This window comes from Isoptericola sp. Y581, assembly GCF_059445475.1.
Genome location: NZ_JCAIUK010000006.1, coordinates 319,605 through 343,800, shown reverse-complemented (window position 1 = coordinate 343,800; position 24,196 = coordinate 319,605). Strand labels below are relative to the sequence as shown.

Here is a 24,196-nt window from a genome sequence, read left to right as displayed (position 1 = left end):
TCTGACCAGCAACGATGTAGGTCAGGCCATCACATACCCATGGCTAACCCCGAGCCCGTGAATAACGCTCTGAGTGCGGCAGGGGTGCTACGAGCGCAACGGGTTCTACCCCGACGGCTCGCGCGACGTCGACGTACGGCTCGACCTCGCCGAGGCCCGCACGTGCGCCGACCGCAGGGTCTAGGCCGGCGTGAGGACCAGCCAGGCGAAGCCGACCACGCCGCGGTAGCCGCCCAGGTACTCGTCGCGCCGCTCGTCGGCGAAGGCCCGCGCGCCGGGCGTGCCGACGCTCTCGACGCCGGCGCGCCAGTCGGACTCGAAGTCGTCCCATTCGCCCAGGGAAGACGTGGCGGCGTGCAGCACTCGGAAGCCGGCGTCGGTGGCGATCCGGGCGAGCGTCGCGAGGTCGGGCATGTCGCCGAAGTCCTCGCGGACCGCCGCGTCCGGCTCGGCCTCGTAGACGCCGTCGCCGAACAGCAGCGTCCCGGACGGCTCGGTGAGCCCGTGCAGCGCGGCGACTGCGGTCGCGGTGTCGCCCCAGATATACCCGGCGCCGACGTTGAGCACCACGGGCGCGGGGCGGTCCCAGGCGGACGCGTCCGCCTGGTGGAACGTGACGCGGTCCGCGAGCCCTCGGTCGCGGGCACCGCGCCGGGCGCGCTCGAGGTCGCCCGGGTCTTGGTCGACCCCGTCGCCGGCGACGCCGTGGCGATCGCACAGCCGCAGCAGCAGCTCGCCGGAGCCGCACCCGAGGTCGAGGACGCGCGCGTCGGGCGACGGCGGGGAGAGCCGGCCCAGCAGGTCGGCCGCGCGGGCGTCGCCGAGCGGTGAGTTGAAGGTCAGGTTCGCTGCGGCCGCGTCGAAGTACGGCGTGAGTTCGTCGTCCTGGGTCATCCGGCGATCGTGGGCGACCCCGTGGCCCGGGTCCAGACATTTGACCGGGCACGGGAGCGCCGTCCGGAGAGCGAGATCAGTGTCCGTATCACGACCTGGCGGGCATAGCCTCAGCCTCATGACGCGGAACATCGACCTTGCAGTGGTGGCCGGCGACGGCATCGGCACCGAAGTCGTGGAGCAGGGACTGGCTGTCCTCGAGGCGGCGGTGTCCGGCTCGGACGTCAAGGTCTCCACCACCGAGTTCGACCTGGGCGCGCGCCGCTGGCACGCGACGGGCGACACCCTCACGGACGCCGACCTCCAGGCGATCCGGGGTCACGACGCGATCCTGCTGGGCGCCATCGGCGACCCGAGCGTGCCGTCGGGCGTGCTCGAGCGCGGGCTGCTGCTCAAGCTCCGCTTCTCCCTGGACCACTACGTCAACCTGCGCCCCAGCAAGCTCTACCCCGGCGTGACGAGCCCGCTGGCGAACCCGGGCGAGGTCGACTTCGTCGTCGTGCGCGAGGGCACCGAGGGGCCGTACGTCGGCAACGGCGGCGCCCTGCGGGTCGGCACCCCGCACGAGATCGCCACCGAGGTGTCGGTCAACACCGCGTTCGGCGTCGAGCGCGTCGTCCGCGACGCCTTCGCCCGCGCCCAGGCCCGGCCGCGCAAGCACCTCACGCTGGTGCACAAGCACAACGTGCTGGTCCACGCCGGGCACCTGTGGCGCCGCACGGTCGAGGCCGTGAACGCCGAGTTCCCCGACGTCACGACCGACTACCTGCACGTGGACGCCGCGACGATCTTCCTCACCACGAACCCGTCGCGCTTCGACGTCATCGTCACGGACAACCTCTTCGGCGACATCCTCACCGACCAGGCCGCCGCGATCACCGGCGGCATCGGCCTTGCGGCGTCGGCGAACATCAACCCCGACCGCACTGCGCCGTCCATGTTCGAGCCGGTGCACGGCTCGGCGCCCGACATCGCCGGCCAGGGCAAGGCCGACCCCACCGCCACGGTGCTGTCGGTGTCCCTCCTGCTCGACCACCTCGGGCTGTCCGCCGAGAGCGCCCGGGTGGAGGCGGCCGTCGCGGCCGACCTTGCCGACCGATCTGCAGGGCGTTCGAGTGAGCACGGCGACCGAGTACGTACGACGGCCGAGGTCGGGCGCGATCTCGCCGCTCGCGTCATCGGCTGACGGCGGTCCCACCGTCGTCACCGGACGACGCGGCGCCGCCCGCACCGCGTCGTCGGACGAGTCGTCCGAGTCACCGCCCGTCGCCCCCATCGATCACCCGACATCCCTGTCCGTCCAGGTGACCGCTGTGGTCGGAGCGACGTCGGCGCCCACACGGCGCGCGGTCGTGGAAAACTACAGGGGTCACCCCGGTGAAAGGCCCCCGATCATGACAACTTCCAGCACCACCTCCGCCGCGGCCCCGAGCACCGACGGGTCGGGCATCCTCCCGGCCGAGCTCGAGGACCTCGTCGTACTCTTCGACGTCCGTGCCACGGACACGCCGACCCCGGACGCCGAGCGCGAGGCCGCGCTCCAGGCGCCCAGGTTCGGCACCGTGTTCACCGACCACATGGCCCGCATCACGTGGCGCCAGGAGGACGGTTGGCTCGACCGGCGCATCGAGAAGTACGGCCCGCTGCAGCTCGACCCCGCGACCGCGGTCCTGCACTACGCGCAGGAGATCTTCGAGGGGATGAAGGCGTACAAGCACGCCGACGGCTCGGTCTGGACATTCCGCCCGGACGCCAACGCCGCGCGGTTCGCCCGGTCGGCGCACCGGCTCGCCCTGCCCGGTCTCTCGGTGGACGACTTCGTCGGCTCCGTCGCGGCGCTCGTGCGCACGGACGTCGCCTGGGTGCCGGACGGTGAGGACTCGAGCCTGTACCTGCGCCCGTTCATGTTCGCCTCCGAGTCGTTCCTCGGAGTCCGCCCGGCGACCGAGGTCGAGTACCTCGTCATCGCCTCGCCCGTCGGCCCGTACTTCGCCGGCGGCGTCAAACCCGTGTCGATCTGGGTGGCAGAGGACTACCACCGGTCCGGTCCGGGCGGCACCGGCGACGCCAAGTGCGGCGGCAACTACGCCGCGAGCCTCCTGCCGCAGGTGGTCGCGCAGGAGCAGGGTTGCGACCAGGTGTGCTTCCTCGACGCCCTGACGAACACCTACCTCGAAGAGCTCGGCGGCATGAACGTCTTCGTGGTCATGGCCGACGGCTCGGTGCACACGCCGGAGCTGACGGGTTCCATCCTCGAGGGCGTCACGCGCTCGTCGATCCTGCAGCTCGTCGCCGACCGCGGCCACGCGGTGGTGGAGCGCCGCATCCCCCTCGCCGAGGTCGTCGCGGGCCTCGCGGACGGGTCCGTGCGTGAGATCTTCGCGTGCGGCACCGCGGCCGTCATCACCCCGGTGGGCCGGCTGGCCGGCGACACGTTCGACCGCGAGGTCGGCGGCGGCACGCCCGGCGAGCTCACGATGGCGGTCCGCGAGGAGCTCACCGACATCCAGTACGGTCGGTCCGAGGACCGGCACGGATGGATGCGCCGGCTCGCCTGACGCGTCGCCGCGGGAGGTGGCGGGCAGGTGCGGTCGGTCACGACCAGGGACGGAGGCCCCTTCTCGATGCCCACCCCGATCACGGCCGACGAGGTCAACCGCACCACGCTCGCCCGCCAGCAGCTGCTCGCCCGCTCCGACGACGACGTCCCCACCGTCGTCGGGCGGGTGGGCGGGCTGCAGGCCCAGCACGCCAACATGCCGTACGTCGCGCTCTGGTCGCGCCGGGCACGGCAGACGATCGCCGGGCTCGAAGAGGCGCTGACCTCCGGCTCGGTGGTGAAGGCGACCGTGATGCGGTCGACGCTGCACCTGGTGTCGAGCGCGGACTGGCCCCTCCTCGACGCGGTCTCGGCCGAGCAGCGGCTCGCCGCGTGGCGGGCGAGCGCCAGGCGTGCCGGCGTCGACCTCGTGGGTCTCAACGCCGTCGTGCGCGCGTACTGCGCCGAGCCGCGCACGCTCGACGAGGTGGAGGCGTTCGCCGCCGAGCGGTACCCGGGCGTCGACGCCGTCGCCGCGATCCCGGGCGGCGTGAGCCGCGCCTGGTGGCGGCTAGCGAGCGCGGGCGGCGGCCTCGTGCACGTGCCGCCGAGCGGCCTGTGGGGCTCGCACGTGGCCGTGCGCTACATGGACGGCGCCCGCTGGCTGGCCGACGTGCTGCCGCACCCGCTGCCCACGTTCGCCCCGGACGAGGCGCGCGCCCGGGCGGTCGCGACCTACCTGGGCGCGTTCGGCCCGGCGTCCCTCGCGGACATCGCGCGCGGGCTCGGCGTGCGGGGCGTCGGCGCGATGAAGCGCGCGCTCGCGCTCCTCGAGCTGCGCGCCTACGAGGCGCCCGACGGGCGTGCGCTGCTCGACCTGGCCGACGCCGAGGTCGTGCCCGGGGACGTGCCGTCCCCGGTGCGTTTCCTGTCCCGCTGGGACCACCTGCTGGTGGCGCACGACGTGCGCGACCGCGTCGTCGACCCCGCCCACGCCGCGACGGTCTACCGCCGCAACGCGGACGTGCTGCCCACCGTGCTGGTCGACGGGCGCGTGGCCGGCACCTGGTCCGCCGAGCGCGACGGCGACCAGGCCACCCTGCGGGTGGTCGCGCTCGTGGACGTCGACGACGCCGCCCGCGCCGAGGCCGAGGCGGAGGGCGAGGCGCTGCTGGCCTACCTCGAGCCCGATGCACAAGAGCGCGTCGTGGCCTGGTCGGACCCGTCGTAGGTCAGCTGCGGACCAGGGTGCGGCCCAGCACCTGCGTCAGCATCGACCAGACGGCGATGCCGAGCAGCACCCAGACGGCCGCGGTGGCCGCGGCCGTGGCGAGCGCCGGCGAGCCCGTGAACGGCAGGGCCGCCAGGATCACCGTCGCCAGCGTCACGACCCAGCCGAAGAACATGCGGGGACGGGGCGCCGACAGCACCAGCAGGTGCAGCACAGCGGCCCCGAGCAACGCGAAGATGGCACCCGCCAGTGCCCACGACGTCTCCGGCGACCCGAGGCCGACCAGGTCCGGGGGCGCCTGCAGGTCCAGACCCAGCACGCCGTCGAGGATGACCTCGGCCGCCAGGCCGAGCAGCGCGCATACCAGTACGGTGGCGCCCGCGCCCGCCCAGAACCGCGGCGCGTCGAGCCTCGGCCGGACCGCGCGCGGGGGCACGGGGCCCTCCGGCCGCGGACCGGACCCGGCACCCGGCAGCACGCCGGGCGGCCGCTCCGGCTGGTCCGGCGGTGGGACCGGGCGCTGATCGTGGCTCATGCGATCTCCTCGCTCGCGGTACAGCAGGGTCTCGGTGCTCCTGGGTCTCGGTGCTCCTGGGTCTTGGTGCTCCTGGTTCTCGGTGCTCCTGCCCCCCCAGCCGAGCACGGAATCGTCCGCCGCGCCCTGTGGCGCTCCGGGTCGGCGTCTGCGGTCCGCTCCGCCCGGTCCGCCCGGTCCGCCCGGGACCGCCCGGTCCGCCCGGGACCGCCCGGTCCGCCCGGTGGGACCTCCGTGACGTCCCCCGCCGGGTGTGGCACCATGTGGCCCATGACACGCCTCGCGCACCAGCGTCGCTCGCTCATCATTCTGTAGCGCGTCCGGCCCACCCCACCGGACGCGCAGACCTTCCGTACCCCCGGAGGGTCTTTTTTGTTGACCTGATCGCCCAGATTTCCTCGATGCCCGGCCGCCCCGGCCGCCGCGTCACCGACGTGGGGAGTCCCGCATGACCGCCACCCCGTTCCACGTGTACGACACCACCCTGCGCGACGGCGCGCAGCAGGAGGGCATGAACCTCTCGGTGGCGGACAAGCTGGCCATCGCGCCGCTGCTGGACGAGCTCGGTGTGGGCTTCATCGAGGGCGGCTGGCCGGGCGCCGTGCCCAAGGACACCGAGTTCTTCCGCCGTGCGGCCAAGGAGCTCGACCTCAGGCACGCCGTCCTCGCGGCCTTCGGCGCCACGCGCAAGGCCGGGACCCGCGCCTGGGACGACCCGCAGGTGCGGGCCCTCCTCGACGCCGAGGCCACGGTCGTGACGCTCGTGGCCAAGTCCGACGTCCGCCACGTCGAGCGGGCGCTACGCACCACGGGCGACGAGGGCCTCGCGATGATCAGCGACACGGTCGCCTTCCTGGTGGGCGAGGGGCGGCGCGTCGTGGTGGACGCCGAGCACTTCTTCGACGGATACCGGACCGACCCGGCGTACTCGCGCGCCGCGGTGGAGGCCGCGTTCGCCGCGGGCGCGGAGGTCGTGGCGCTGTGCGACACCAACGGCGGCATGCTGCCGCACTGGGTCACGGACGTCGTGACCGAGCTGCGCGAGTCCCTGGGGATGCCGCACGTGCTGGACGCCGCCGCCGGCGACCCCCTGCTCGGCGTGCACGCGCACAACGACTCCGGCTGCGCCGTCGCGAACACCCTGGCGGCGGTGGCCGCCGGGTGCGGGCATGTGCAGGGCACCGTGAACGGGTACGGCGAGCGCACCGGCAACGTCGACCTCGTCACCGTCGTCGCGAACCTGGAGCTCAAGCACGGCCTGCGCACCCTGGCGGGCGAGGGCCTCGAGGAGGCCACCCGCATCGCGCACGCCGTCGCCGAGATCACCAACATCTCGCCGTACGCGCGTCAGCCGTACGTGGGTGCCAGCGCCTTCGCGCACAAGGCCGGCCTGCACGCCAGCGCCATCAAGGTGGACCCGGACCTGTACCAGCACATCGACCCGACCGCCGTGGGCAACGACATGCGCATGCTCGTGTCGGACATGGCGGGCCGGGCGTCGATCGAGCTCAAGGGACGCGAGCTGGGCTACGACCTCAGCGGGCAGGGCGAGCTGCTCACCCGCGTCACGACGCGGGTCAAGGACGCCGAGGCGCGGGGGTACACGTTCGACGCGGCGGACGCGTCGTTCGAGCTGCTGCTGCGCGAGGAGCTCACGGGCGCACGCCAGTCGTACTTCCGGGTCGAGAGCTGGCGCACCATCGTCGAGACGGTCGCTGGCAGCGCGGAGCACGACGCCGCGAGCCGGGACGCCGACGCCGTGGCGGAGGCCACGGTCAAGCTGCATGCCGGCGGCGAGCGCATCGTGGCGACGGGGGAGGGCAACGGCCCCGTCAACGGCCTCGACCAGGCGCTGCGCAGCGCGCTGGCGCGTGCGTACCCCCAGATCGAGAAGTTCGAGCTCATCGACTTCAAGGTGCGCATCCTCGACGCCCAGCAGGGCACGGACGCGACCACTCGCGTGCTGGTGGAGACCACGGACGGCCAGCACTCGTGGTCGACGGTCGGCGTCGGCCCGAACGTCATCGAGGCGGCCTGGGAGTCGCTGATCGACGCGTACGTGTACGGCCTGCTGCACGCTGGCATCGAGCCGCGCTGACGGCTCAGCGGGTCTTGGTCGGCAGACGGTGCGCCTGCACGGCGTCGTACGTGACCTTGAGTGCCGCGGTGGTCGCGTCGTAGCGGCGCTGGGCCACGCGCACGAAGAGGAAGTCGACCACCGCGAGCTGGGCGATGCGGCTCGACATGGCGCCGGACCGGAACTGTGTCTCGCGGGCCGTCGTCGAGAGGACGACGTCCGCGAGCTCGGCCAGCGGCGAGGCGGGGAAGTTGGTCACGGCAACGGTGGTGGCGCCGGCGTCCCGGGCCAGGGAGAGGGCCTGGTGCGCCTCGATCGTGGCGCCCGTGTGCGAGACGGCGACGGCGACGCAGCCCTCGCCGAGCAGGGCCGCGGACTGGAGCTGGCCGTGCACGTCCACGGGAGCGAAGCAGGCGATGCCGATGCGGGCGAGCTTCTGCGCGAGGTCCTGCGCGGTCAGGCCGCTGGACCCGACGCCGTACACGTCGACGCGGGGCGCCGCGGCCACGGCCTCGACCGCCCGCTCGAGCGCGTCGAGGTCGAGCATGCGCGCGGTCTCCTCGATCGTCCGCGCCTCGTGGAAGGCGATCTTGGACACGACGTCGGTCGCGGTGTCGGTCCGGTTGATCTCGCCCTCGGCGATGCCGGAGCGCTCGAGCTCGACGGCGCGGCGGCTCGTCGCCTGTGCGAGGTCGATGCGGAACTCGGGGTAGCCGGCGTACCCGACCGCGCGGCAGAACCGTACGACCGTCGCCTGCGACGTCCCGGCGCGCGCGGCGAGCTCGGTGATGGTGGCACCCACCACGCCGGGCGGGTCGTCGAGCACCACCTCGGCGATCCGGGCCTCGGCGGGGCGCAGCGTGGGCAGCGTCTGGCGGAGCCGGACGAGAACGTCACCGTTCATGCGGGGTGGTCTCCTTCCCGCCGGGCGCCGGCGGTCGGTGGGACGGACGGTAGGTCGGACGGCCGGACGGTGAGCCAGGGCTGATACGGCTCGACGAACCCGCCGTCGGGCAGCGACCTGGCCAGGCGCAGCGCCCCGTCGAGCGGGCTGCCGTCGGCCAGGACGAGGCGGACGTCGGGCCGCAGCGCGGCCAGGCGCGCCTTGAGCGGGGTGGTGACGGCGTCGCCGATGCCCGCGATGCCGCCGGTCACGGCGGCGAGCGGGGGGATACCGGGCCGCAGCGCGGCGGCGATGCTCGCGGCGAGGTGGGTGCCGGCGTCGTGCAGGACGGCGTTCGCGACCAGGTCGCCGGCCCGGGCGGCGTCGGCGACGGCGGGGGTGAACGACGCGAGGACGTGGGCGCGGTCGGCGCGGCCGTAGAGCGCGGCCGGCCAGCCCTCGACCGGCCCGAAGCGTTCCAGCGCCGCGGCCAGGAGGGTGGGGGAGGTGGTGCCCGGGCGGCCGTCGTGCGCGGCGATCGCCGCCTGCAGCCCGCGCGCGCCGATCCACGAGCCGGAGCCCAGGTCGCCCAGCAGGTGCCCCCAGCCGTCCACGCGGTGCCAGCGCCGGTGCAGGTCGGTGGCGAGCACGATGGCGCCGGTCCCTACGGCCGCCACGGCCCCGGGGCGCCCGCCCAGCGCGCCCAGGTGCGCGGCGAGCGCGTCCGAGGCGACGGCGGTGCGGTCGGCGCCGAGGCCCTCGGCGAGCGCGGCGTGCACGACGTCGGGGTCGCGGACGAGCGAGGGGAGGCCGGTGACGGACGCGGCGGCCGCCGCGACCCGGAGCCCGGGGCGTTGCCGCGCCAGGTCGGCGACGAGCTCGGCGACGACGTCGGCCGCGTCGCTCCCGTCCGCCGTGATGCGCACGGGGCGCCCGGTGAGGGTGAGCGGGGCGCCGTCGGTGGTGGCATGCGGCAGGTGGGGCTGCTGCGGCACGGCCACGAGCCTGGCGCCGCTGCCGCCGACATCGACGGCGACGACGTGCGGGATGGCGGCGTCCTGGGCGTCCCGGCTGGTCACGCGTCCCAGTGTGGCAGTCATTTTCTAAGATCGGGCACCTTACGAAAGGAATCTCGCCCGCTGGCATCGCGGTGTGACCGACGCCGCGTCCGGAGGGGCCTCGCCGCGGCTACCGTGGAGAGGTGCATGGTGAGTACAAGGTTCCCGGTGGCAAGCTCGTGACGGTCGACCTCGAGGCGCGCGACGGGCTGCTGACCGACGTCCGGCTCAGTGGCGACTTCTTTCTGGAGCCCGACGAGGCGCTCGAGGTGATCGACTCGGCCCTGGTCGGGCTGCCGCGGGAGGCGTCCACGAGCGAGCTCGCACGGGCCGTCGACGACGGGCTGCGCATCGCCGAGCAGGACCGCCGACTGGCCGGGCCCGTGACGATGATGGGCTTCGACGCGTGGGCGGTGGCCGTCGCGGTGCGCCGGGCGCTGGGCATGGCCACGTCGTGGGACGACCACACGTTCGAGGTGCTGCGCCCCGGCCCGCTGCCGCCGGCGACGCTCGCGGCCCTCGATCAGGTGCTCACCGAGGAGCTGGCGGCGGGACGCCGCGGCCCCACGCTGCGGTTCTGGGACTGGACCGAGCGGGCCGTCTTCATCGGCTCGTTCCAGTCGCTGAAGAACGAGGTTGACCCGGTGGGGGTGCGGGAGCACGAGGTGACCGTGGTGCGCCGGATCTCCGGCGGCGGCGCGATGTTCATGGAGGCGGGCAACTGCGTGACGTTCTCCCTGGTGGTGCCCGCCTCCCTGGTCGACGGCCTGTCCTTCGAGCAGTCCTACGCGTTCCTGGACTCGTGGGTGCTCGGCGCCCTGCAGGACGTGGGCGTCGAGGCTAGCTTCTCGGGCCTGAACGACGTCGCTTCGCCGGCCGGCAAGCTCGCCGGGTCCGCGCAGAAACGGTTCGCGGGCGGCGCGGTGCTGCACCACATGACGATGGCGTACGACATCGACAACGCGAAGATGCTCGAGGTGCTGCGGATCGGCCGGGAGAAGCTGTCCGACAAGGGCACGACCAGCGCGAACAAGCGGGTGGACCCGCTGCGCTCGCAGACCGGCATGTCGCGCGACGCGATCATCGACGCCTTCGAGGCGCACTTCAAGGCGCAGTACCGCACCACCGACTCGCAGCTGCGACCCGAGGAGCTCGAGCGCGCCGAGGATCTCGTGCGGACCAAGTTCGGCAACGCGGCCTGGATCAACCGCGTTCCCTGACCCGCGCTAGCCGCCAGAACCGCCCGGGCCCGAGGTCACCGTCCTGTCACGAATGTGTGCGGGGGCTTTCGTGATCGCCTCGGGGTCAGTAATCTCCCTCATAGGGCGACTCCCCGGAACTTCCTTTCAGTCCGGGCGTTGCCGCACGCACACCAGCGATCACTACGACAGCGAGACGACGACGTCACGCCGGACGACGGGGACGTCGGGACGACACGACCGCGAGGACGCCGGCGCACGACCGTGAGAATGGCGGTGCCGCGTACGAGGGGGCGGCCCCGGGGGGCCGCCAGGGGAGGATGACGATGCGGCGAGACATGTGGACCCGGACGACCGTGGGGGTGACGACGGCGGCGCTCGTGGCGCTCGGCGTCGCTGCCTGTGGCGGCGGCTCGGACGACGACGGGGGCGACGGCGCCAGCGGCGAGGGCAAGACCCTCGACGTGTGGATCATGCAGGGCACGAACCCCAGCGCGGACGCCTTCTTCGACGAGGTCGGCACGGCCTTCAAGGACCAGACCGGGGCCGACCTCAACGTCGAGTTCGTCGAGTGGGCGGACGCGCACGACCGGTTCGTCACCGCGATCGCGGGCGGCACCACGCCCGACGTGGCGGAGACCGGCACCACCTGGACGCCCGAGTTCGCCGACGCCGGGGCGCTCGCGCCCCTGGACGACTACGTCGCGGACGCCGGGCTGGGCGACGACCTGGTGGACGGCCTGGTCGAGGCGGGCACCTACGACGGGCAGCTCTACGGCATGCCGTGGTACGCGGGGGTGCGCTCCCTCGTGTACAACACGGAGATCTTCGAGGAGGCCGGAGTGGAGCCGCCCACCACGTGGGCGGAGCTCGAGTCGGCCGCCAAGGCCGTCAAGGCGAAGTACCCGGACAAGCTCGCCGTGGCGGTGCCCGGCGACGCCGAGTTCACGGTGTACCCGTGGATGTGGGGCGCCGGGGGCGAGGTCGCGACGCTCGACGGCGACACCTGGACGTCGGGCCTCGACAGCCCGGAGGCGCAGGAGGGGCTGAGCTTCTGGACGGGCCTGGCCAAGGACGGCTACTCCTCGGCCGGGGCCACCACCTGGAAGGAGACCGACGTGCTCGACGCGTTCGCGCAGGGCGACGTCGGCATGGCGATCATGGGCTCCTGGACGCCGGGCGCGATCGTCGAGGCCAACGCGGACATGGAGGGCAAGTTCGCGGCCGTGCCGATCCCGGGCAAGGACGGCGGCATGTCGCCGTCGGTGCTGGGCGGCTCGCACCTGAGCATGTTCTCCACGGCCGAGGAGCCGGACCTCGCCTTCGAGTTCGTCGAGCTCATGACGACCGGTGAGTTCGCCACGAAGTGGGGCGAGCAGGCCGGCTACTTCCCCGGCCAGAAGTCGTTGCTCGACGAGACGCTGCAGAGCACCGACCCGCTGGTCGCGCCGTTCGCGCAGCAGTTCGTCGAGGGCGGCGCGTCCGTGCCGGTTTCACCCCACTTCGGCGCCGTCCAGGCCAAGGCGACGACGGGAACGATGATGCAGTCGATCCTCTCCGGCGAGGAGGACGTGGCGACCGCCAGCAAGAAGGCGGCCGAGGAGATGACCTCGCTGCTCAACGGCGGAAGCTGACGGATGGCGAGCACTCTCCCCGTTGCGGCACCCGCCGCCCCCGGGCACCAGCCCGAGGGCGGCGGGCGCCGTCCGGTCGGCAAGTCCGTCATCGCCCGTATCCGGCCATGGATGCTGCTCGCGCCGGCGCTGCTGGTGCTGGCGGTGCTTCTCCTGTGGCCGCTGGTCAAGGTCACCCTGTTCTCCCTGCAGGACTACGGGCTGCGCGAGATCGTCTCCGGCGAGCCGAACTGGATCGGCCTGGCCAACTACGTCGAGGTCTTCACCTCCGCCCAGCTGTGGCAGGTCGTGCTGCCCAACACCGTGCTGTTCGCGATCGCCTCCGTCGGCTGCACCGTCGTCTTCGGCACCGCGGTCGCGGTGCTCCTGGCCTCGCTGGGCCGGGTGTGGCGCACGATCGTCTCGAGCGCGATCATGGCCGCCTGGGCCATGCCCGCCGTCACCGGCACCTACGTGTGGGTATGGATCTTCGACGCCGACCGGGGCGTGTTCAACCACGTGCTGCAGGTGCTCGGGCTGCAGGACCAGCCCGTCAACTGGTTCACCGACCGGTGGTCGTTCTACGCGATCGTGCTGCTCAACGTGGTGCACCACGGCTTCCCGTTCGTGGCGATCACCGTGCTGGCCGGCCTGCTGGGCGTGCCGAAGGAGCTGCTCGAGGCGGCGGAGATCGACGGGGCCGGCTCGTGGCGCCGCTTCTTCTCTGTGATCGTGCCGCAGCTGAAGCAGATCTTCGCCGTCGTGATCATCCTGTCGACCATCTGGGACTTCAAGGTCTTCGCGCAGGTCTACCTCATGCCGGGCGGGGCGGGCACCAACCGCGAGGTGCTCAACCTCGGCGTGTGGTCGTACGTCGAGTCGTTCGGGCAGAACCGGTACGGCTTCGGTTCGGCGATCGCCGTGCTGCTCACCCTGCTGCTGCTCGGCATCACCGTCGCGTACGTGCGGACGATCCTGAAGGAGGAGGAGCTGTGAGCGTCGCGACGAGACCGCCCCGGCAGGACGCCGGCCGCGCGCCCGCCGTCCGGCGCGGGTCCCGACGACCGCCGCGCGCGGTCCAGATGGGCAAGGGCGTGGCGGTGACGCTCCTGCTCGTGTTCACGCTCTTCCCGGCGTACTGGATGCTCGTGAGCGCGTTCGACGCGAAGGCCGGCCGCGGCGCGTCCTTCGTGCCGGCGGAGCCGACCCTCGACCACTTCCGGTTCGTGCTGACCGACGGCGGGTTCGACGTCTTCCTGCGCAACTCGCTGGTGGTGGCGCTCGCCACGGTGGTCGCGTCGTCGGTGCTGGCGCTGCTCGCGTCGGTGGCCGTCGCGCGGTTCCGGTTCAAGCTCCGCACCCAGGTGCTGATGCTGGTGCTCATCGTGCAGATGGTGCCCCTGGAGGCGCTGGTCATCCCGCTGTTCGTGCAGGTGCGCGACCTGCAGCTGCTGGGCAGCCTCGTGGGCCTCGTCGTCGTGTACGTGGCGCTCGCGCTGCCGTTCGGCATCTGGATGCTGCGCGGGTTCGTCGCGGCCGTGCCGGTCGAGCTCGAGGAGGCCGCCTATCTGGACGGCGCCACCTGGGGCCGGATGTTCCGCTCGATCCTGCTCCCGCTCGTGGCGCCGGGGCTGGTGGCCACGAGCATCTTCAGCTTCATCACGGCGTGGAACGAGTTCGTCTTCGCGATGACGCTGCTCGGGGGCGAGACCCAGAACTACACCGTGGCCATCGGGCTGCGGTCGTTCTTCGGCCAGCACTCCAACGACTGGGGCGCGATCATGGCCGCATCCACGATCATCACGTTGCCGGTGATGATCTTCTTCATCATCGTCCAGCGGCGCCTCGCGTCCGGGCTGACCGCCGGGGCGGTGAAGGGGTGAGCGCGTCCGACGAGGTCGAGCGGGCGGTGCACGGCGTGCTGCTGCCCGGCTTCACGGGGACCACCCCGCCGCCGTGGCTCGCCGGCGCCGTGCGCGACGGGCTGGCCGGGGTCGTGCTCTTCGCCGGCAACACGCCCGACCTGGCGACGACGGCCGCCCTCACGGCGCAGCTGCACGCGCTCTCGCCCGACCTGCTGGTCGCGACGGACGAGGAGGGCGGGGACGTCTCGCGGCTCGAGGCCGCCGCGGGGTCGTCCCTGCCCGGCGCCGCCGCGCTCGGCGTCGTCGACGACGAGCGCCTGACGGGCGACGCCGGCGAGGCGCTGGGCCGGCTCCTCACCGCGGCGGGCGTCGACCTCGACCTGGCCCCGGTGCTCGACGTCGACACGCCGGAGAACCCGGTGATCGGCGTGCGCGCCTTCGGCGGCGACCCGAGCGCGGTGGCCCGGCACGGCGTCGCGTTCGCGCGCGGGCTGCACCGCGGCGGCGCCGGGACGTGCGCCAAGCACTTCCCCGGGCACGGGTCCACGACCACTGACTCGCACCTCGAGCTGCCCGTCGTCGACGCCGACCTCGACACCCTGCGTCGCCGCGACCTCGTGCCGTTCGTCGCCGGCTTCGCGCCGAACGACGGCGGGGACGGAGGCGCGGGGCCCGCCCTCGACACGCTCATGACGGCGCACGTGGTGGTGCCCGCCCTGGGCCCCGCGCCCGCCTCCCTCGAGCCGGCGGTGGCCGCCCTCGCCCGCGAGCTCGGCTTCGCCGGGCCCGTCATCACGGACGCCCTGGACATGCGCGCCGTCTCCGACGGCGCGGACGTGGGCGAGGCGGCGGTGCGCGCCGTCGAGGGCGGGGCCGACCTGCTGTGCCTCGGCACGACGTCGGACCGCGACGACGCGTCGCTGTTCCGCTCCGCGGTCGCGGCCCTCGTCGCCGCCGTCGCCGACGGGCGCGTGAGCCTCGAGCGGCTCGCCGCCTCCCGGCGGCGCACGGACGAGCTCGTGCGCCGGCTCCGCGCCCGGCGCGAGCGGACCGGGGTGACGCCGGGGCCGGAGTCCGCGCGGCGCGCGCAGGAGGCGCTCGCCGCGGTGGGGGAACGCGTCGCCCGGCAGGCCGTGCGCGCGGTGGGCGGGGCGGGCACGGTGGCGATCGCCGGCGCGCGCCATGTCGTCGAGCCTCCTGTCGTCGAGCCTCCTGTCGTCGAGCCTCAGGTCGTGGACCTGCGGCTGCGGCTCGACCACGCCGCCGGCCGCACCGCCCAGCACGTGCAGCACGCCGTCGCCGAGCGGTGGCCCGGCGCCGTGCTGCACCCGGCGCTCGACGACGCGGGCTTCGCCGCGCTGCTCACGGAGCTGCAGGAGGGCGCGCACGGCGTGCTCGTCGGCGGCGCGGCCGCGGCCTCGCCGGTGGTCGTCGTGACGCGCGAGCCGGTGCCCGGCGGCGCCGAATACTCCCGGCTCGCCGAGCTGCAGAAGGTGCGGCCCGACCTGGTGGTGGTGCACACCGGCGTGCCGGACGCCGGAGCGCGCTGGCTGGCCACACTGCCCGGCGGCGCGCCCGCGGCCGTTCTCGCCTGCGGCACCGGCCGCGCGAACGCCGAGGCGGCCGCGGCCCTGCTCGCGGGGTCCGGCGGCGCCGTCGACGGGGAGGCGGGGCGATGATCGTCATCGGCATCTCGTCCGGTACCAGCGTCGACGCCATCGACGCGGCGGCCGCCGACCTCGACCTGCGGGCGGACGGCACCCTGCACCTGCGCCCGCTCGGCCACACGGAGTACCCGTGGCCCGACCAGCTGCGCCGGCGGATCCTCGCCGCGCTGCCGCCCGCCGCCGTCGACATGGGCGAGGTCTGCCAGCTCGACACGCTCGTCGGGCAGGAGCTCGGCGCCGCGGCCCGGCGCGCCGTCGACGACCTGGCCGGGGGAGACGCCGACCTCGTCGCGTCGCACGGCCAGACGCTGCACCACTGGGTGGTGGCCGGGCGCACGCGCGGCACGCTGCAGCTCGGCAACCCGGCGTGGGTGGCGGAGCGGTCCCGCCGCCCGGTGGTGAGCGACTTCCGCGTGGCCGACGTCGCGGCCGGCGGTCAGGGGGCCCCGCTCGTCAGCATCCTCGACGCGCTGTGGCTGGGTCACGACCCGGCGGACGGGGCGCGGCACACGGCGGCGCTCAACGTGGGCGGCATCGCCAACGTGACGATCGTCGGCGCGCACGACACACCCGTGCTCGCCTGGGACACCGGCCCCGGCAACTGCCTGATCGACCACGCGGTGCAGCGCCTCACCGGGCGGCCCTTCGACGCCGACGGCGCGCTCGCGGCGCAGGGCCGGGTACACGGCGCGGCGCTGGAGGCGCTCCTCGCCGACCCGTACTACGACCTGCCCGTACCGCGGTCCACGGGCCGCGAGCTCTATGACGGCGAGTACGTCACGACACGGCTCGCCGCCGCGGGCGTGCGGGCCGACGACCTGAGCACGGCCGACCTCGTCGCCACGCTGACCGAGCTCACGGCGGCCACCGTCGCGAGGTCGCTCGCGGAGCAGGTCCCCGCCGGCGGCGTGGACCGGGTCGTGATCTCCGGCGGCGGCGCGCGCAACCCCGTGCTGCGCGAGCGGCTGCAGGCTCTGCTGCCGGCCACGACGGCGCTCGTCACCGCCGACGAGCTGGGCCTGCCCGCGGACGGCAAGGAGGCCTACCTGTTCGCGCTGCTGGGCTTCCTCGGCGTCCACGGCGTGCCGGGTACGGCCGCCGGGCCGCACCGGCGGCAGGCCACCGGCGCGCGGCGGCCCGTGGTTCTCGGGTCGTTGACCCCGCCCACGGCGCTGCCCGCGCCCGCCGTCCGGGCACCCGTGCGTCGCCTCGTGCTGACGACCTCGCCGAGCCACCTCACGACACCGAGCCACACGACGACGCCGAGCCCCCTGACCTCTCCGAGAGGAAGCAACCGATGACCGATGACGGCCTGCCCGGGGACGGCGACTTGCTCGCCGTGGCCCGTATGACCTCGCCCACGGAGGAACGCAACCCGCGCACCACGGACATCGACCTGCTGCCCGCGGCCGACGTCGTGCGGCTCATCCTCGACGAGGACGCGGGCGTCGCGAGCGTCGTGCGCGCCGAACGGTTCCGGGTCACGCAGGCGGTGGAGCTCGCGGTGGCGGCGATCCGCGCCGGCGGGCGGGTGCACTATGCGGGGGCGGGCACGTCCGGGCGGCTCGGGGTGCTCGACGCCGTCGAGCTGATGCCCACCTACGGCGTCGGGCCCGAGTGGTTCGACGCCCACCTGGCCGGCGGCTCCGACGCAATGACCCTCTCCGTCGAGGGTGCCGAGGACGACGTCGAGGCGGGGCGGCGCGACCTGGACCACGTGGGGCGCCGCGACCTGGTCGTCGGGCTCGCGGCGAGCGGCCGCACCCCGTACGTCGGCGGGGCGCTGGATCTCGCGCGGGAGCGCGGCGCCCGCACCGCCCTGGTGAGCGCCAACCCGACGGCGTCCCTCGCGGACGGCGTCGACGTCGCGATCCTGCTGGACACCGGGCCCGAGGCCGTCACCGGGTCCACGCGCATGAAGGCCGCCAGCGCGCAGAAGATCGTGCTCAACACGTTCTCGACGGCCACCATGGTGCAGCTCGGCAAGACGTACTCCAACCTCATGGTCGACGTCCGTGCCACCAACGCGAAGCTGCGCGCGCGCCTCGTGCGGCTGCTCAGCCAGGCGTCCGGCCTGACGCCCGAGGTCTGCGCGCCCGTCCTCGCCGACGCGGGCGGCGAGGTGCAGGTGGCGCTCGTCATGCTCCTGGCGGGGGTCGACGAGCCCGCCGCCCGGGGCACGCTCACCGAGGCCGGCGGCGTCCGCGGCGCCCTCGCGCTCCTGGGCGGCGCCCCGCCGAGGTAGTCCCGAATTTCGCGAGGTAGTTCGAAATCTCGCGAGGTAGTTCAACGCCGGGCGAGGTATTTGCGCTCGTCGCGAGCGCGGAACTACCTCGCGAGATTTCGAACTACCTCGCGGAATTCGGGACTACCTCGCGGCGGGGCGGGCGCCGAAGACGGCGGTGCCGACGCGGACGATCGTCGCGCCCTCGGCGACGGCGAGCTCGAGGTCGCCGGTCATGCCCATGGAGAGCTCGTGGGCCGTGGCGGTGCCGGGGGCGCCGCTCGCGAGGACGTCGTCGCGGATTCGGCGCAGGCGGGCGAAGCCGGCCCGGACGAGCGCGTCGTCGTCCGAGCGGGCGCCGATGGTCATGAACCCCGTGAGGCGCAGGCCGGGGAGGGCGGCGATCTCGGTGGCGAGTGCCGCGGCGTCGTCGGGGCCCACCCCGGTCTTGGTGTCCTCGCCGGACACGTTGACCTGCACCATGACGTCGAGCGTGCGGCCGTCGCGCTCGCACCGGGTGGACAGCGCCCGGGCGAGGGCGGCGGAGTCCACGGAGTCGACGGCGGTGGCCGCGGTGAGCACCTGGTTGACCTTGTTCTTCTGCAGGTGGCCGATGAGGTGTGCCTCGACCCGCCCGGCGACGACGAGCCCGGCCAGCGCCGGCGCCTTGGCGACGAGCTCCTGCACGCGGTTCTCGCCGATCAGCACCGGCCGGTCGTCGCCGGTCTCGGCGGCGTGGTCGAGGGCTGCGTGCACGCCGGCGAGCAGCGTCTCGGCGTCCTGGGTCTTGGTGGCCAGCTGCACGCGGACCTCGCGGGGGTCACGACCGGCGTCGCGGGCGGCCGCGGCCACGCGGGCGTGGACGGCGGCGAGACGCGCGGGGATCCCGGGACAGCTGGGCATGCGGCCCATCCTACGGAGCGAGGAGCGGCTCCCTGGCACGCGGACGGCACCCGGCTGGCACCCGGATCTCAGGGTCCGGTCGGGGGAGTCCCGGGTGGTGCGGGCGGCGGGCGAGCAGCGAGGATGGTGGCGTGAAAGCACTGCTCAACATCATCTGGCTCGTGTTCGGCGGCTTCTGGCTCGCACTCGGCTATGCCGCGGCGGGAATCCTGTGCTGCATCACGATCGTCGCCATCCCGTGGGGCATCGCGTCGTTCCGCATCGCGGGCTACGCGCTGTGGCCGTTCGGCCGCACCGTGGTCGACAAGCCGGGGGCCGGCGGGTGGTCGGTGCTGGGCAACATCATCTGGATCGTCTTCGCGGGGATCTGGCTCACCATCGGGCACATCACCACCGCGATCGCGCAGGCGATCACGATCATCGGCATCCCGCTCGCGATCGCGAACCTCAAGATGATCCCGATCTCGCTGCTGCCGCTGGGCAAGGACATCGTGCCGAGCGACGCCCGCTTCCCGACCTACCAGCACTACCCGGCACAGCGGTAGGGAGGCCGGCGGGCGGTCAGCCGCGGGCGATCGGCGCCAGCACTCCGTCGGTGAGCCGCAGCAGGTCCGCGGGCGCGAGGGAGACGTCGAGGCCGCGGCGCCCGCCCGAGACGTACACGACGTCGTGGCCGGAGGCGGACTCGTCGAGCACGGTGGCGTGCCGCCTCTTCTGGCCGAGCGGCGAGATGCCGCCCACCACGTAGCCGGTGGCACGCTGCGCCGCGGCGGGATCCGTCATCGCGGCACGCTTACCGCCGACCGCGCGGGCGAGCGCCTTGAGGTCGAGCGTGCGCTCCACGGGCACGATGCCGACTACGAGGGTGCCGTCGACGTCGGCCAGCAGGGTCTTGAGGACGATCGCGGGGTCGAGGCCGAGCGCCTGTGCGGCCTCGAGCCCGTAGCTGAGGTCCGAGGTGGGGTCGTGGTCGTAGGCGTGCACGGTGTAGTCCACCCCAGCCATCTCCAGGGCGGTCACCGCCGGGGTGCCGTGCGAGGCCTGCCTGCCCTTCTTCGCCACGCCGGCGATTCTGCCGTGCCCTCGTGGCCCGCGCGCACCGTCCGGCGAGGGCGTGCTCGAGGCGAGGGAACTTCTTCCGCCACGACTCGCGCCCCAGCTCGACGCTCCCGGCGGGGTGCGGCCCCTCGCGGATGACGACCTGGGTGTCGCCGGGCACCGGCGCGAGGTCGACCCGCAGGTTCGACGGCCACGGCTCGTCCTGGTCGGGCGGCACGCGCACTCATCGGTGCGGCCGCGACCGCGTACCGTGGTGAGGTGCTCGCCCTCCTCGTCCTCGCGATCCTCGTGGGCGGGTCGCTCCAGCGGGTCACGGGTATGGGCTTCGGGCTCGTCGCGGGGCCGTTCATCGTGCTCATCGTGGGCCCGCTGGAGGGCGTGCTGTTCGTCAACCTCTCGGGCGCGATCGCGTCCACGCTCATCCTGGGCCGGGTGGCGCGTGACGTGGACTGGCGCCGGTATGCGTGGCTCGCCGGGACGTCGGTGGTGGTGATGGTGCCCGCCGCGCTGCTGCTGAGGGACGCAGGGCGCGCGGCGCTCGAGGTCACCGTCGGGGCCGTCGTCGTCGTCGCGATGACGCTTGCCGTCGTCACGACCCGCCTCCGTCGCGACGGCCGGCACCCGGTGCGCGCGGAGGCGCGCGGGCCTCTGGTCGTCACGGGGATCGCGAGCGGGGTCGGGAGCGTGGCGGCCGGCATCGGGGGCCCGCCGGTCGCGATCTACTCCGTGCTCACCGGCTGGGACCCGCGCCGGTTCGCCGCCACGGCCCAGCCCTTCTTCGCCACCAACGCCGCGGCCGCCCTCGTCGCCAAGCTGGTGCTCACGGACGCGTCGTTCCCGCCCTTCGCCGTCTGGCAGTGGGCGGTCGTGCTCGGCGCGATCGTCGCGGGCCTCGTCATCGGTGACCTGCTGGCGCCGCGCGTCCCCGCCGCCACCGTCCGCCGCGGACTGATCGTCCTCGCGTACGTCGGCGGCGTCGCGACCCTCGTCCAGGGGCTGGTCCACCTGGGCTGAGCGGGCCGCCGTCAGGCGCGGTGGGCCCCGGGATCGCCGCCCTCGCCGCCCTCGCGCGGCGTGTCCGCGGGTGCGTCCGCCCCGCGCCGCGGGGTGCTTTGCTGGCCGGCGTCCGGCTGGTCGGGGGTCGCCGTCCCCTCGGGGTCCAGCTCGTCCGCGCGGCGCAGCCGCTCGTCGATCTCGGCCCGGTGCTCGTCGAGGCTGGCTTCCCGGCCCCGCGCCTGCTCCTGCAGCCGCGCGGCCTCGGCCGCCTTCCGGTCGGCCTCCGCCTGCGACGTCTGCGCCTCCGCGTCGAGGGTCGAGGCCGAGGCCTCACGCTCCTGCACGGCGATGCGATCGTGCTCCGCCGTGCGGCGCAGCTCCGCCGCCTCCTTGCGCTGGGCCGTGCGCCGCCGCTCGGCCGTCGCGCGGGACCGGCGCACCAGCGACCACGCGAGCAGCACGAGGAGCAGCACCACGACGATGGCGACGATGATCCAGACGGTGGTCGAGTTGTCCATGCCGGGCTCCTGCCGTCGAGGCGCGTCGGGGTCGACGCCCTCACTCGATCAGACGGCGGGCGCGCCCTGCCCGCAACCGGGCGGCGACCGGCTCAGAACCGCCCGACGTCGACGACCGTGAGCGCGACCGAGCCGGCCTCGTCGCTGGCGGCGAGGTCGACGAGCGCCGTGATCGCCCAGTCGTGGTCGCCGTCCGCGTCGTCCAGCACCTGGCGCACCCACCAGGTCCCCGCGGGCACCTCGGCGTGCTCGACGCCGTCGGGCGTGGTGGCCGTGGCGCCGCCGGGCAGCTCGGCCCCGGGTTCGACGATCGTCAGGAGCGCCGCGGATCGGGCCGCCGGGCCGATCCCGATCGCGTCGTCGCCCTGCGCGTCGAACAGGGGGTCCAGGGCGGCGGCCCAGGCGTCGCCGTCCCAGCCGTGGCTGCCGTCGAGCGCCCCGAGCGCGTGGTAGTCCTCGCGGGCGGCCAGCTCGACCCGGCGGAACGTCGCGTTGCGCACCAGCCGGCGGAACGCGCGCGGGTTGCCGGTGACCGGGCGTGCGGGCGCCTCGGCCCCGACCTCCGCCAGCTCGCCCTCGATCATCGTGTCCGCGTCGTCGTCCACCGGGTTCTGCAGCCGCTCCCACTCGTCGAGCAGGGACGAGTCGACGCCGCGCACCAGCTCGCCGAGCCACTCGACCACCTCGTGCACCTCCTCGGTGCGGTGCTCCTCGGGCACCACCTGGCGCAGCGCGCGGTACGCGTCGGCGAGGTAGCGCAGCACCACGCCCTCCGTGCGCTCCAGGCCGTAGATGCTGACGAGCTCGGTGAACGTCATCGCCTGCTCGAGCATGTCGCGCACCACGGACTTGGGCGCCAGCTCGGCGTCGGCCACCCACGGGTTGGACCGCTTGTAGGTGGCGAACGCGGGCTCGAGCAGGTCGGCCAGCGGGCGCGGCCAGGTGACGTCCTCGAGCGCCTCCATGCGCTCCTCGTACTCCATGCCCTCGGCCTTCATCGCCGCGACGGCCTCGCCCTTCGCCTTGTTCTGCTGGGCGTAGAGGATCTGGCGCGGGTCGTCGAGCGTGGCCTCGATGACGGACACGACGTCGAGCACATGCGTGGGGCTCTCGACGTCGAGCAGGTCCATCGCGGCGAGGGCGAACGGCGACAGGGGCGCGTTGAGCGCGAAGTCGCGCGGGAGGTCGACGACGAGGCGCACGCTGGGGCGGTACCCGGCGGGACGCGTCGGGTCGGGCACGCGGACCTTCTCCACGACGCCGGCGATGCGCAGGGACCGGTAGATGCGGAAGGTCTGGCGCACGTGCGCCGACCGCTGCGCGTCGGTGTCGTGGTTCGCGGTGAGCAGGTGCCGCATGGCCTCGACCGGGTCGGTCGAGGCCCCGCTTGTCGAGCCTGCGCCGTCCTGAGCCTGTCGAAGGGTCGAAGCCCGCGCGAGCACGTTGAGCACCATGGCGTGGTTGACGTGGAACTGGCTGGACAGGGGCTCGGGCTCCGCGTCGCGCAGCCGCTCGAAGGTGGCGTCGGTCCAGTTGACGGACCCCGAGGGCGCCTTCTTGCGCACCACCTTCTTGATCTTCTTGGGGTCGTCGCCTGCCTTGGCGAGTATCTTGCGGTTCTCGATGACGTGCTCGGGCGCCATGACGATCACCTCGCCCACGGTGTCGAAGCCGGCGCGGCCGGCCCGGCCGGAGATCTGGTGGAACTCGCGGGCGGTGAGGTGGCGCATGCGCTCGCCGTCGAACTTCACCAGCGACGTCATGAGCACCGTGCGGATGGGCACGTTGATGCCCACGCCGAGGGTGTCCGTGCCGCAGACCACCTTGAGCAGGCCGCGCTGGGTGAGCCGCTCCACGAGCCGCCGGTACTTGGGCAGCATGCCCGCGTGGTGCACGCCGATACCCGCACGCAGGAACTTGCTCAGCGTCTTGCCGAACCCGGTGCCGAACCGGAACGCGCCGATCTCGGCGGCGATGGTGGCCTTCTCCTCCTTGGAGGCGACGGTCGTGGACAGCAGCGCCTGCGCGCGCTCGACGGCATCCTTCTGCGTGAAGTGCACGACGTAGACCGGGGCGCGGTGGGTCGTGACCAGCTCGGCGATGACGTCGGTGAGCGGCTCGACGACGTAGGAGAACGTGAGGGGCACGGGGCGCTCGGCGCCCGCGACCTCCGCGACGGGGCGGCCGCTGCTCTCCGCGAGGTCCGCCCGCAGGCGCGTGGTGTCGCCGAGGGTGCCGGACATCAGCAGGAACTGCGTGTGCGGCAGCTCCAGCAGCGGCACCTGCCACGCCCAGCCGCGCTGCCGGTCGCCGTAGAAGTGGAACTCGTCCATGACGACCTGGGCGATCGCGTCGTCGGCCAGCGCGCCGTCGGCGCCGGGGGCGGCGTCGGGCCCGCGGCGCAGCGCGAGGTTGGCCAGGATCTCCGCGGTGCAGCAGATGATCGGGGCGTCGGCGTTGACCGCGGAGTCGCCGGTCATCATCCCGACGTTGCGAGATCCGAAGGCGGCGACGAGGTCGAAGAACTTCTCGCTCACCAGCGCCTTCAGCGGCGCGGTGTAGTAGGTGCGCCCGCCGAGCCCTGAGCGGCGCGCGGCGAGGGCGGCGAACTGGGCGCCCATCGCGACCATCGACTTGCCGGAGCCGGTCGGGGTCGCCAGCACGACGTGCGAGCCCGTCATCAGCTCGAGCAGCGCCTCCTCCTGGTGCGGGTACAGCGGGCGACCCGTGCCCGTCGCCCACTCGCCGAAGCCCTCGAAGAGGACGTCGGGATCCGGGGTACCTCCCGTCGGCGCGGGCAGGTACGGCAGGAGCGTGCCGGCGGGGCGCGGGGCCGGGGCGGCGTCGGAGGGGGGCGAGGTGGTCGAGGTCGGGGAAGTCATGGTCGGGCCATTCTTCCAGGCCACGCCAACCGGTGGATCGGGGACGACGGCTC

The 24,196-nt window shown here is 73.8% G+C and carries 21 protein-coding genes; 13 read left to right on the top strand and 8 right to left on the bottom strand.

What is annotated here, in order from left to right:
• Nucleotides 1-180: 180 nt before the first annotated feature.
• Nucleotides 181-894 carry an SAM-dependent methyltransferase gene (locus tag AC1C2W_RS13815; RefSeq protein ID WP_495413399.1) on the bottom strand — a complete coding sequence of 238 codons (714 nt, stop codon included), beginning with the start codon at nt 892-894 and terminating at the stop codon, nt 181-183.
• Nucleotides 895-1,012: 118 nt separating this feature from the next.
• Between AC1C2W_RS13815 and AC1C2W_RS13810 the strand changes: the two genes are divergently transcribed.
• The 3 genes from AC1C2W_RS13810 (at nt 1,013) to AC1C2W_RS13800 (ending at nt 4,664) form a co-directional block, all read left to right on the top strand.
• A complete protein-coding gene (locus AC1C2W_RS13810) occupies nt 1,013-2,080 on the top strand; it encodes a 3-isopropylmalate dehydrogenase (protein ID WP_495389800.1) in 1,068 nt (355 codons plus the stop codon).
• Nucleotides 2,081-2,288: 208 nt separating this feature from the next.
• Nucleotides 2,289-3,452, top strand: a complete 1,164-nt coding sequence (locus AC1C2W_RS13805) for a branched-chain amino acid aminotransferase (RefSeq protein WP_495389799.1) — start codon at nt 2,289-2,291, stop codon at nt 3,450-3,452.
• Nucleotides 3,453-3,518: 66 nt separating this feature from the next.
• Nucleotides 3,519-4,664, top strand: coding sequence for a winged helix DNA-binding domain-containing protein (locus AC1C2W_RS13800; protein ID WP_495413398.1), 1,146 nt, complete (start codon nt 3,519-3,521; stop codon nt 4,662-4,664).
• A gap of 1 nt (nt 4,665) precedes the next feature.
• Here AC1C2W_RS13800 and AC1C2W_RS13795 read toward each other — a convergent pair whose 3' ends face one another.
• Entirely contained in the window at nt 4,666-5,199 is a 534-nt protein-coding gene (locus tag AC1C2W_RS13795; RefSeq protein WP_495389797.1) for a DUF6069 family protein, read from the bottom strand.
• A 448-nt stretch (nt 5,200-5,647) separates the two neighbouring features.
• Here AC1C2W_RS13795 and cimA point away from each other — a divergent pair, with 448 nt between their 5' ends.
• Nucleotides 5,648-7,297: a citramalate synthase gene (gene cimA / locus AC1C2W_RS13790; protein WP_495389796.1), complete on the top strand. Its 1,650-nt coding sequence runs from the start codon at nt 5,648-5,650 to the stop codon at nt 7,295-7,297.
• Between the two features lie 4 nt (nt 7,298-7,301).
• Here the strand turns inward: cimA and AC1C2W_RS13785 are convergent, their stop codons facing one another.
• Both AC1C2W_RS13785 and AC1C2W_RS13780 read right to left on the bottom strand, forming a co-directional pair.
• On the bottom strand, nt 7,302-8,180 hold the full coding sequence (locus tag AC1C2W_RS13785; protein WP_495389795.1) for a MurR/RpiR family transcriptional regulator: 879 nt from the start codon (nt 8,178-8,180) through the stop codon (nt 7,302-7,304).
• Nucleotides 8,177-9,238 carry an N-acetylglucosamine kinase gene (locus AC1C2W_RS13780; protein ID WP_495389794.1) on the bottom strand — a complete coding sequence of 354 codons (1,062 nt, stop codon included), beginning with the start codon at nt 9,236-9,238 and terminating at the stop codon, nt 8,177-8,179. Before AC1C2W_RS13780 ends, AC1C2W_RS13785 begins: the two co-directional genes overlap by 4 nt.
• A gap of 122 nt (nt 9,239-9,360) precedes the next feature.
• On the opposite strand from AC1C2W_RS13780, the gene lplB reads away from it, so the two are divergent.
• The 7 genes from lplB (at nt 9,361) to AC1C2W_RS13745 (ending at nt 17,806) form a co-directional block, all read left to right on the top strand.
• Entirely contained in the window at nt 9,361-10,437 is a 1,077-nt protein-coding gene (gene lplB / locus AC1C2W_RS13775; RefSeq protein WP_495389793.1) for a lipoate-protein ligase small subunit, read from the top strand.
• Between the two features lie 305 nt (nt 10,438-10,742).
• Nucleotides 10,743-12,050, top strand: coding sequence for a sugar ABC transporter substrate-binding protein (locus tag AC1C2W_RS13770; RefSeq protein ID WP_495413397.1), 1,308 nt, complete (start codon nt 10,743-10,745; stop codon nt 12,048-12,050).
• Nucleotides 12,051-12,053: 3 nt separating this feature from the next.
• The gene (locus tag AC1C2W_RS13765; RefSeq protein ID WP_495389791.1) at nt 12,054-13,025 is read left to right on the top strand and encodes a carbohydrate ABC transporter permease; all 972 of its coding nucleotides are present in this window, start codon (nt 12,054-12,056) and stop codon (nt 13,023-13,025) included.
• A gap of 86 nt (nt 13,026-13,111) precedes the next feature.
• Entirely contained in the window at nt 13,112-13,912 is an 801-nt protein-coding gene (locus tag AC1C2W_RS13760; RefSeq protein WP_495389834.1) for a carbohydrate ABC transporter permease, read from the top strand.
• Nucleotides 13,909-15,573 carry a glycoside hydrolase family 3 N-terminal domain-containing protein gene (locus tag AC1C2W_RS13755; protein WP_495413396.1) on the top strand — a complete coding sequence of 555 codons (1,665 nt, stop codon included), beginning with the start codon at nt 13,909-13,911 and terminating at the stop codon, nt 15,571-15,573. Before AC1C2W_RS13760 ends, AC1C2W_RS13755 begins: the two co-directional genes overlap by 4 nt.
• Nucleotides 15,570-16,862 (top strand): anhydro-N-acetylmuramic acid kinase, encoded by a 1,293-nt coding sequence (locus AC1C2W_RS13750; protein WP_495413395.1) that lies wholly within the window; start codon nt 15,570-15,572, stop codon nt 16,860-16,862. Before AC1C2W_RS13755 ends, AC1C2W_RS13750 begins: the two co-directional genes overlap by 4 nt.
• The gene (locus AC1C2W_RS13745) at nt 16,859-17,806 is read left to right on the top strand and encodes an N-acetylmuramic acid 6-phosphate etherase (RefSeq protein WP_495389788.1); all 948 of its coding nucleotides are present in this window, start codon (nt 16,859-16,861) and stop codon (nt 17,804-17,806) included. The genes AC1C2W_RS13750 and AC1C2W_RS13745 overlap by 4 nt, the downstream gene beginning before the upstream one ends.
• 123 nt (nt 17,807-17,929) lie before the next feature.
• Here AC1C2W_RS13745 and AC1C2W_RS13740 read toward each other — a convergent pair whose 3' ends face one another.
• On the bottom strand, nt 17,930-18,688 hold the full coding sequence (locus tag AC1C2W_RS13740) for a YggS family pyridoxal phosphate-dependent enzyme (RefSeq protein WP_495413394.1): 759 nt from the start codon (nt 18,686-18,688) through the stop codon (nt 17,930-17,932).
• Between the two features lie 131 nt (nt 18,689-18,819).
• On the opposite strand from AC1C2W_RS13740, the gene AC1C2W_RS13735 reads away from it, so the two are divergent.
• Nucleotides 18,820-19,233: a YccF domain-containing protein gene (locus tag AC1C2W_RS13735; protein ID WP_495413393.1), complete on the top strand. Its 414-nt coding sequence runs from the start codon at nt 18,820-18,822 to the stop codon at nt 19,231-19,233.
• Nucleotides 19,234-19,249: 16 nt separating this feature from the next.
• On the opposite strand, the gene ybaK is transcribed toward AC1C2W_RS13735, so the two are convergent.
• Entirely contained in the window at nt 19,250-19,750 is a 501-nt protein-coding gene (ybaK, locus tag AC1C2W_RS13730; protein WP_495389782.1) for a Cys-tRNA(Pro) deacylase, read from the bottom strand.
• Nucleotides 19,751-20,005: 255 nt separating this feature from the next.
• Here ybaK and AC1C2W_RS13725 point away from each other — a divergent pair, with 255 nt between their 5' ends.
• Complete coding sequence (locus AC1C2W_RS13725) at nt 20,006-20,761, top strand: sulfite exporter TauE/SafE family protein (RefSeq protein ID WP_495413392.1); 756 nt, start codon at nt 20,006-20,008, stop codon at nt 20,759-20,761.
• A gap of 11 nt (nt 20,762-20,772) precedes the next feature.
• Here AC1C2W_RS13725 and AC1C2W_RS13720 read toward each other — a convergent pair whose 3' ends face one another.
• Together AC1C2W_RS13720 and AC1C2W_RS13715 are read right to left on the bottom strand one after the other, a co-directional pair.
• On the bottom strand, nt 20,773-21,261 hold the full coding sequence (locus AC1C2W_RS13720) for a hypothetical protein (RefSeq protein ID WP_495413391.1): 489 nt from the start codon (nt 21,259-21,261) through the stop codon (nt 20,773-20,775).
• Between the two features lie 92 nt (nt 21,262-21,353).
• On the bottom strand, nt 21,354-24,143 hold the full coding sequence (locus AC1C2W_RS13715) for a DEAD/DEAH box helicase (protein WP_495413390.1): 2,790 nt from the start codon (nt 24,141-24,143) through the stop codon (nt 21,354-21,356).
• Between the last annotated feature and the right edge of the window lie 53 nt (nt 24,144-24,196).

What these genes read in the sequence shown, in the direction of transcription:
- AC1C2W_RS13750 (WP_495413395.1), top strand. Translation starts at nt 15,570, where the DNA reads ATGATCGTCATCGGCATCTCGTCCGGTACCAGCGTCGACGCCATCGAC.
- AC1C2W_RS13760 (WP_495389834.1), top strand. Translation starts at nt 13,112, where the DNA reads ATGGGCAAGGGCGTGGCGGTGACGCTCCTGCTCGTGTTCACGCTCTTC.
- AC1C2W_RS13810 (WP_495389800.1), top strand. Translation starts at nt 1,013, where the DNA reads ATGACGCGGAACATCGACCTTGCAGTGGTGGCCGGCGACGGCATCGGC.
- AC1C2W_RS13765 (WP_495389791.1), top strand. Translation starts at nt 12,054, where the DNA reads ATGGCGAGCACTCTCCCCGTTGCGGCACCCGCCGCCCCCGGGCACCAG.
- AC1C2W_RS13795 (WP_495389797.1), bottom strand. Translation starts at nt 5,199, where the DNA reads ATGAGCCACGATCAGCGCCCGGTCCCACCGCCGGACCAGCCGGAGCGG.
- AC1C2W_RS13785 (WP_495389795.1), bottom strand. Translation starts at nt 8,180, where the DNA reads ATGAACGGTGACGTTCTCGTCCGGCTCCGCCAGACGCTGCCCACGCTG.
- AC1C2W_RS13715 (WP_495413390.1), bottom strand. Translation starts at nt 24,143, where the DNA reads ATGACTTCCCCGACCTCGACCACCTCGCCCCCCTCCGACGCCGCCCCG.
- AC1C2W_RS13815 (WP_495413399.1), bottom strand. Translation starts at nt 894, where the DNA reads ATGACCCAGGACGACGAACTCACGCCGTACTTCGACGCGGCCGCAGCG.
- cimA (WP_495389796.1), top strand. Translation starts at nt 5,648, where the DNA reads ATGACCGCCACCCCGTTCCACGTGTACGACACCACCCTGCGCGACGGC.
- AC1C2W_RS13740 (WP_495413394.1), bottom strand. Translation starts at nt 18,688, where the DNA reads ATGCCCAGCTGTCCCGGGATCCCCGCGCGTCTCGCCGCCGTCCACGCC.
- AC1C2W_RS13720 (WP_495413391.1), bottom strand. Translation starts at nt 21,261, where the DNA reads ATGGACAACTCGACCACCGTCTGGATCATCGTCGCCATCGTCGTGGTG.
- AC1C2W_RS13805 (WP_495389799.1), top strand. Translation starts at nt 2,289, where the DNA reads ATGACAACTTCCAGCACCACCTCCGCCGCGGCCCCGAGCACCGACGGG.
- AC1C2W_RS13800 (WP_495413398.1), top strand. Translation starts at nt 3,519, where the DNA reads ATGCCCACCCCGATCACGGCCGACGAGGTCAACCGCACCACGCTCGCC.
- AC1C2W_RS13770 (WP_495413397.1), top strand. Translation starts at nt 10,743, where the DNA reads ATGCGGCGAGACATGTGGACCCGGACGACCGTGGGGGTGACGACGGCG.
- AC1C2W_RS13745 (WP_495389788.1), top strand. Translation starts at nt 16,859, where the DNA reads ATGACCGATGACGGCCTGCCCGGGGACGGCGACTTGCTCGCCGTGGCC.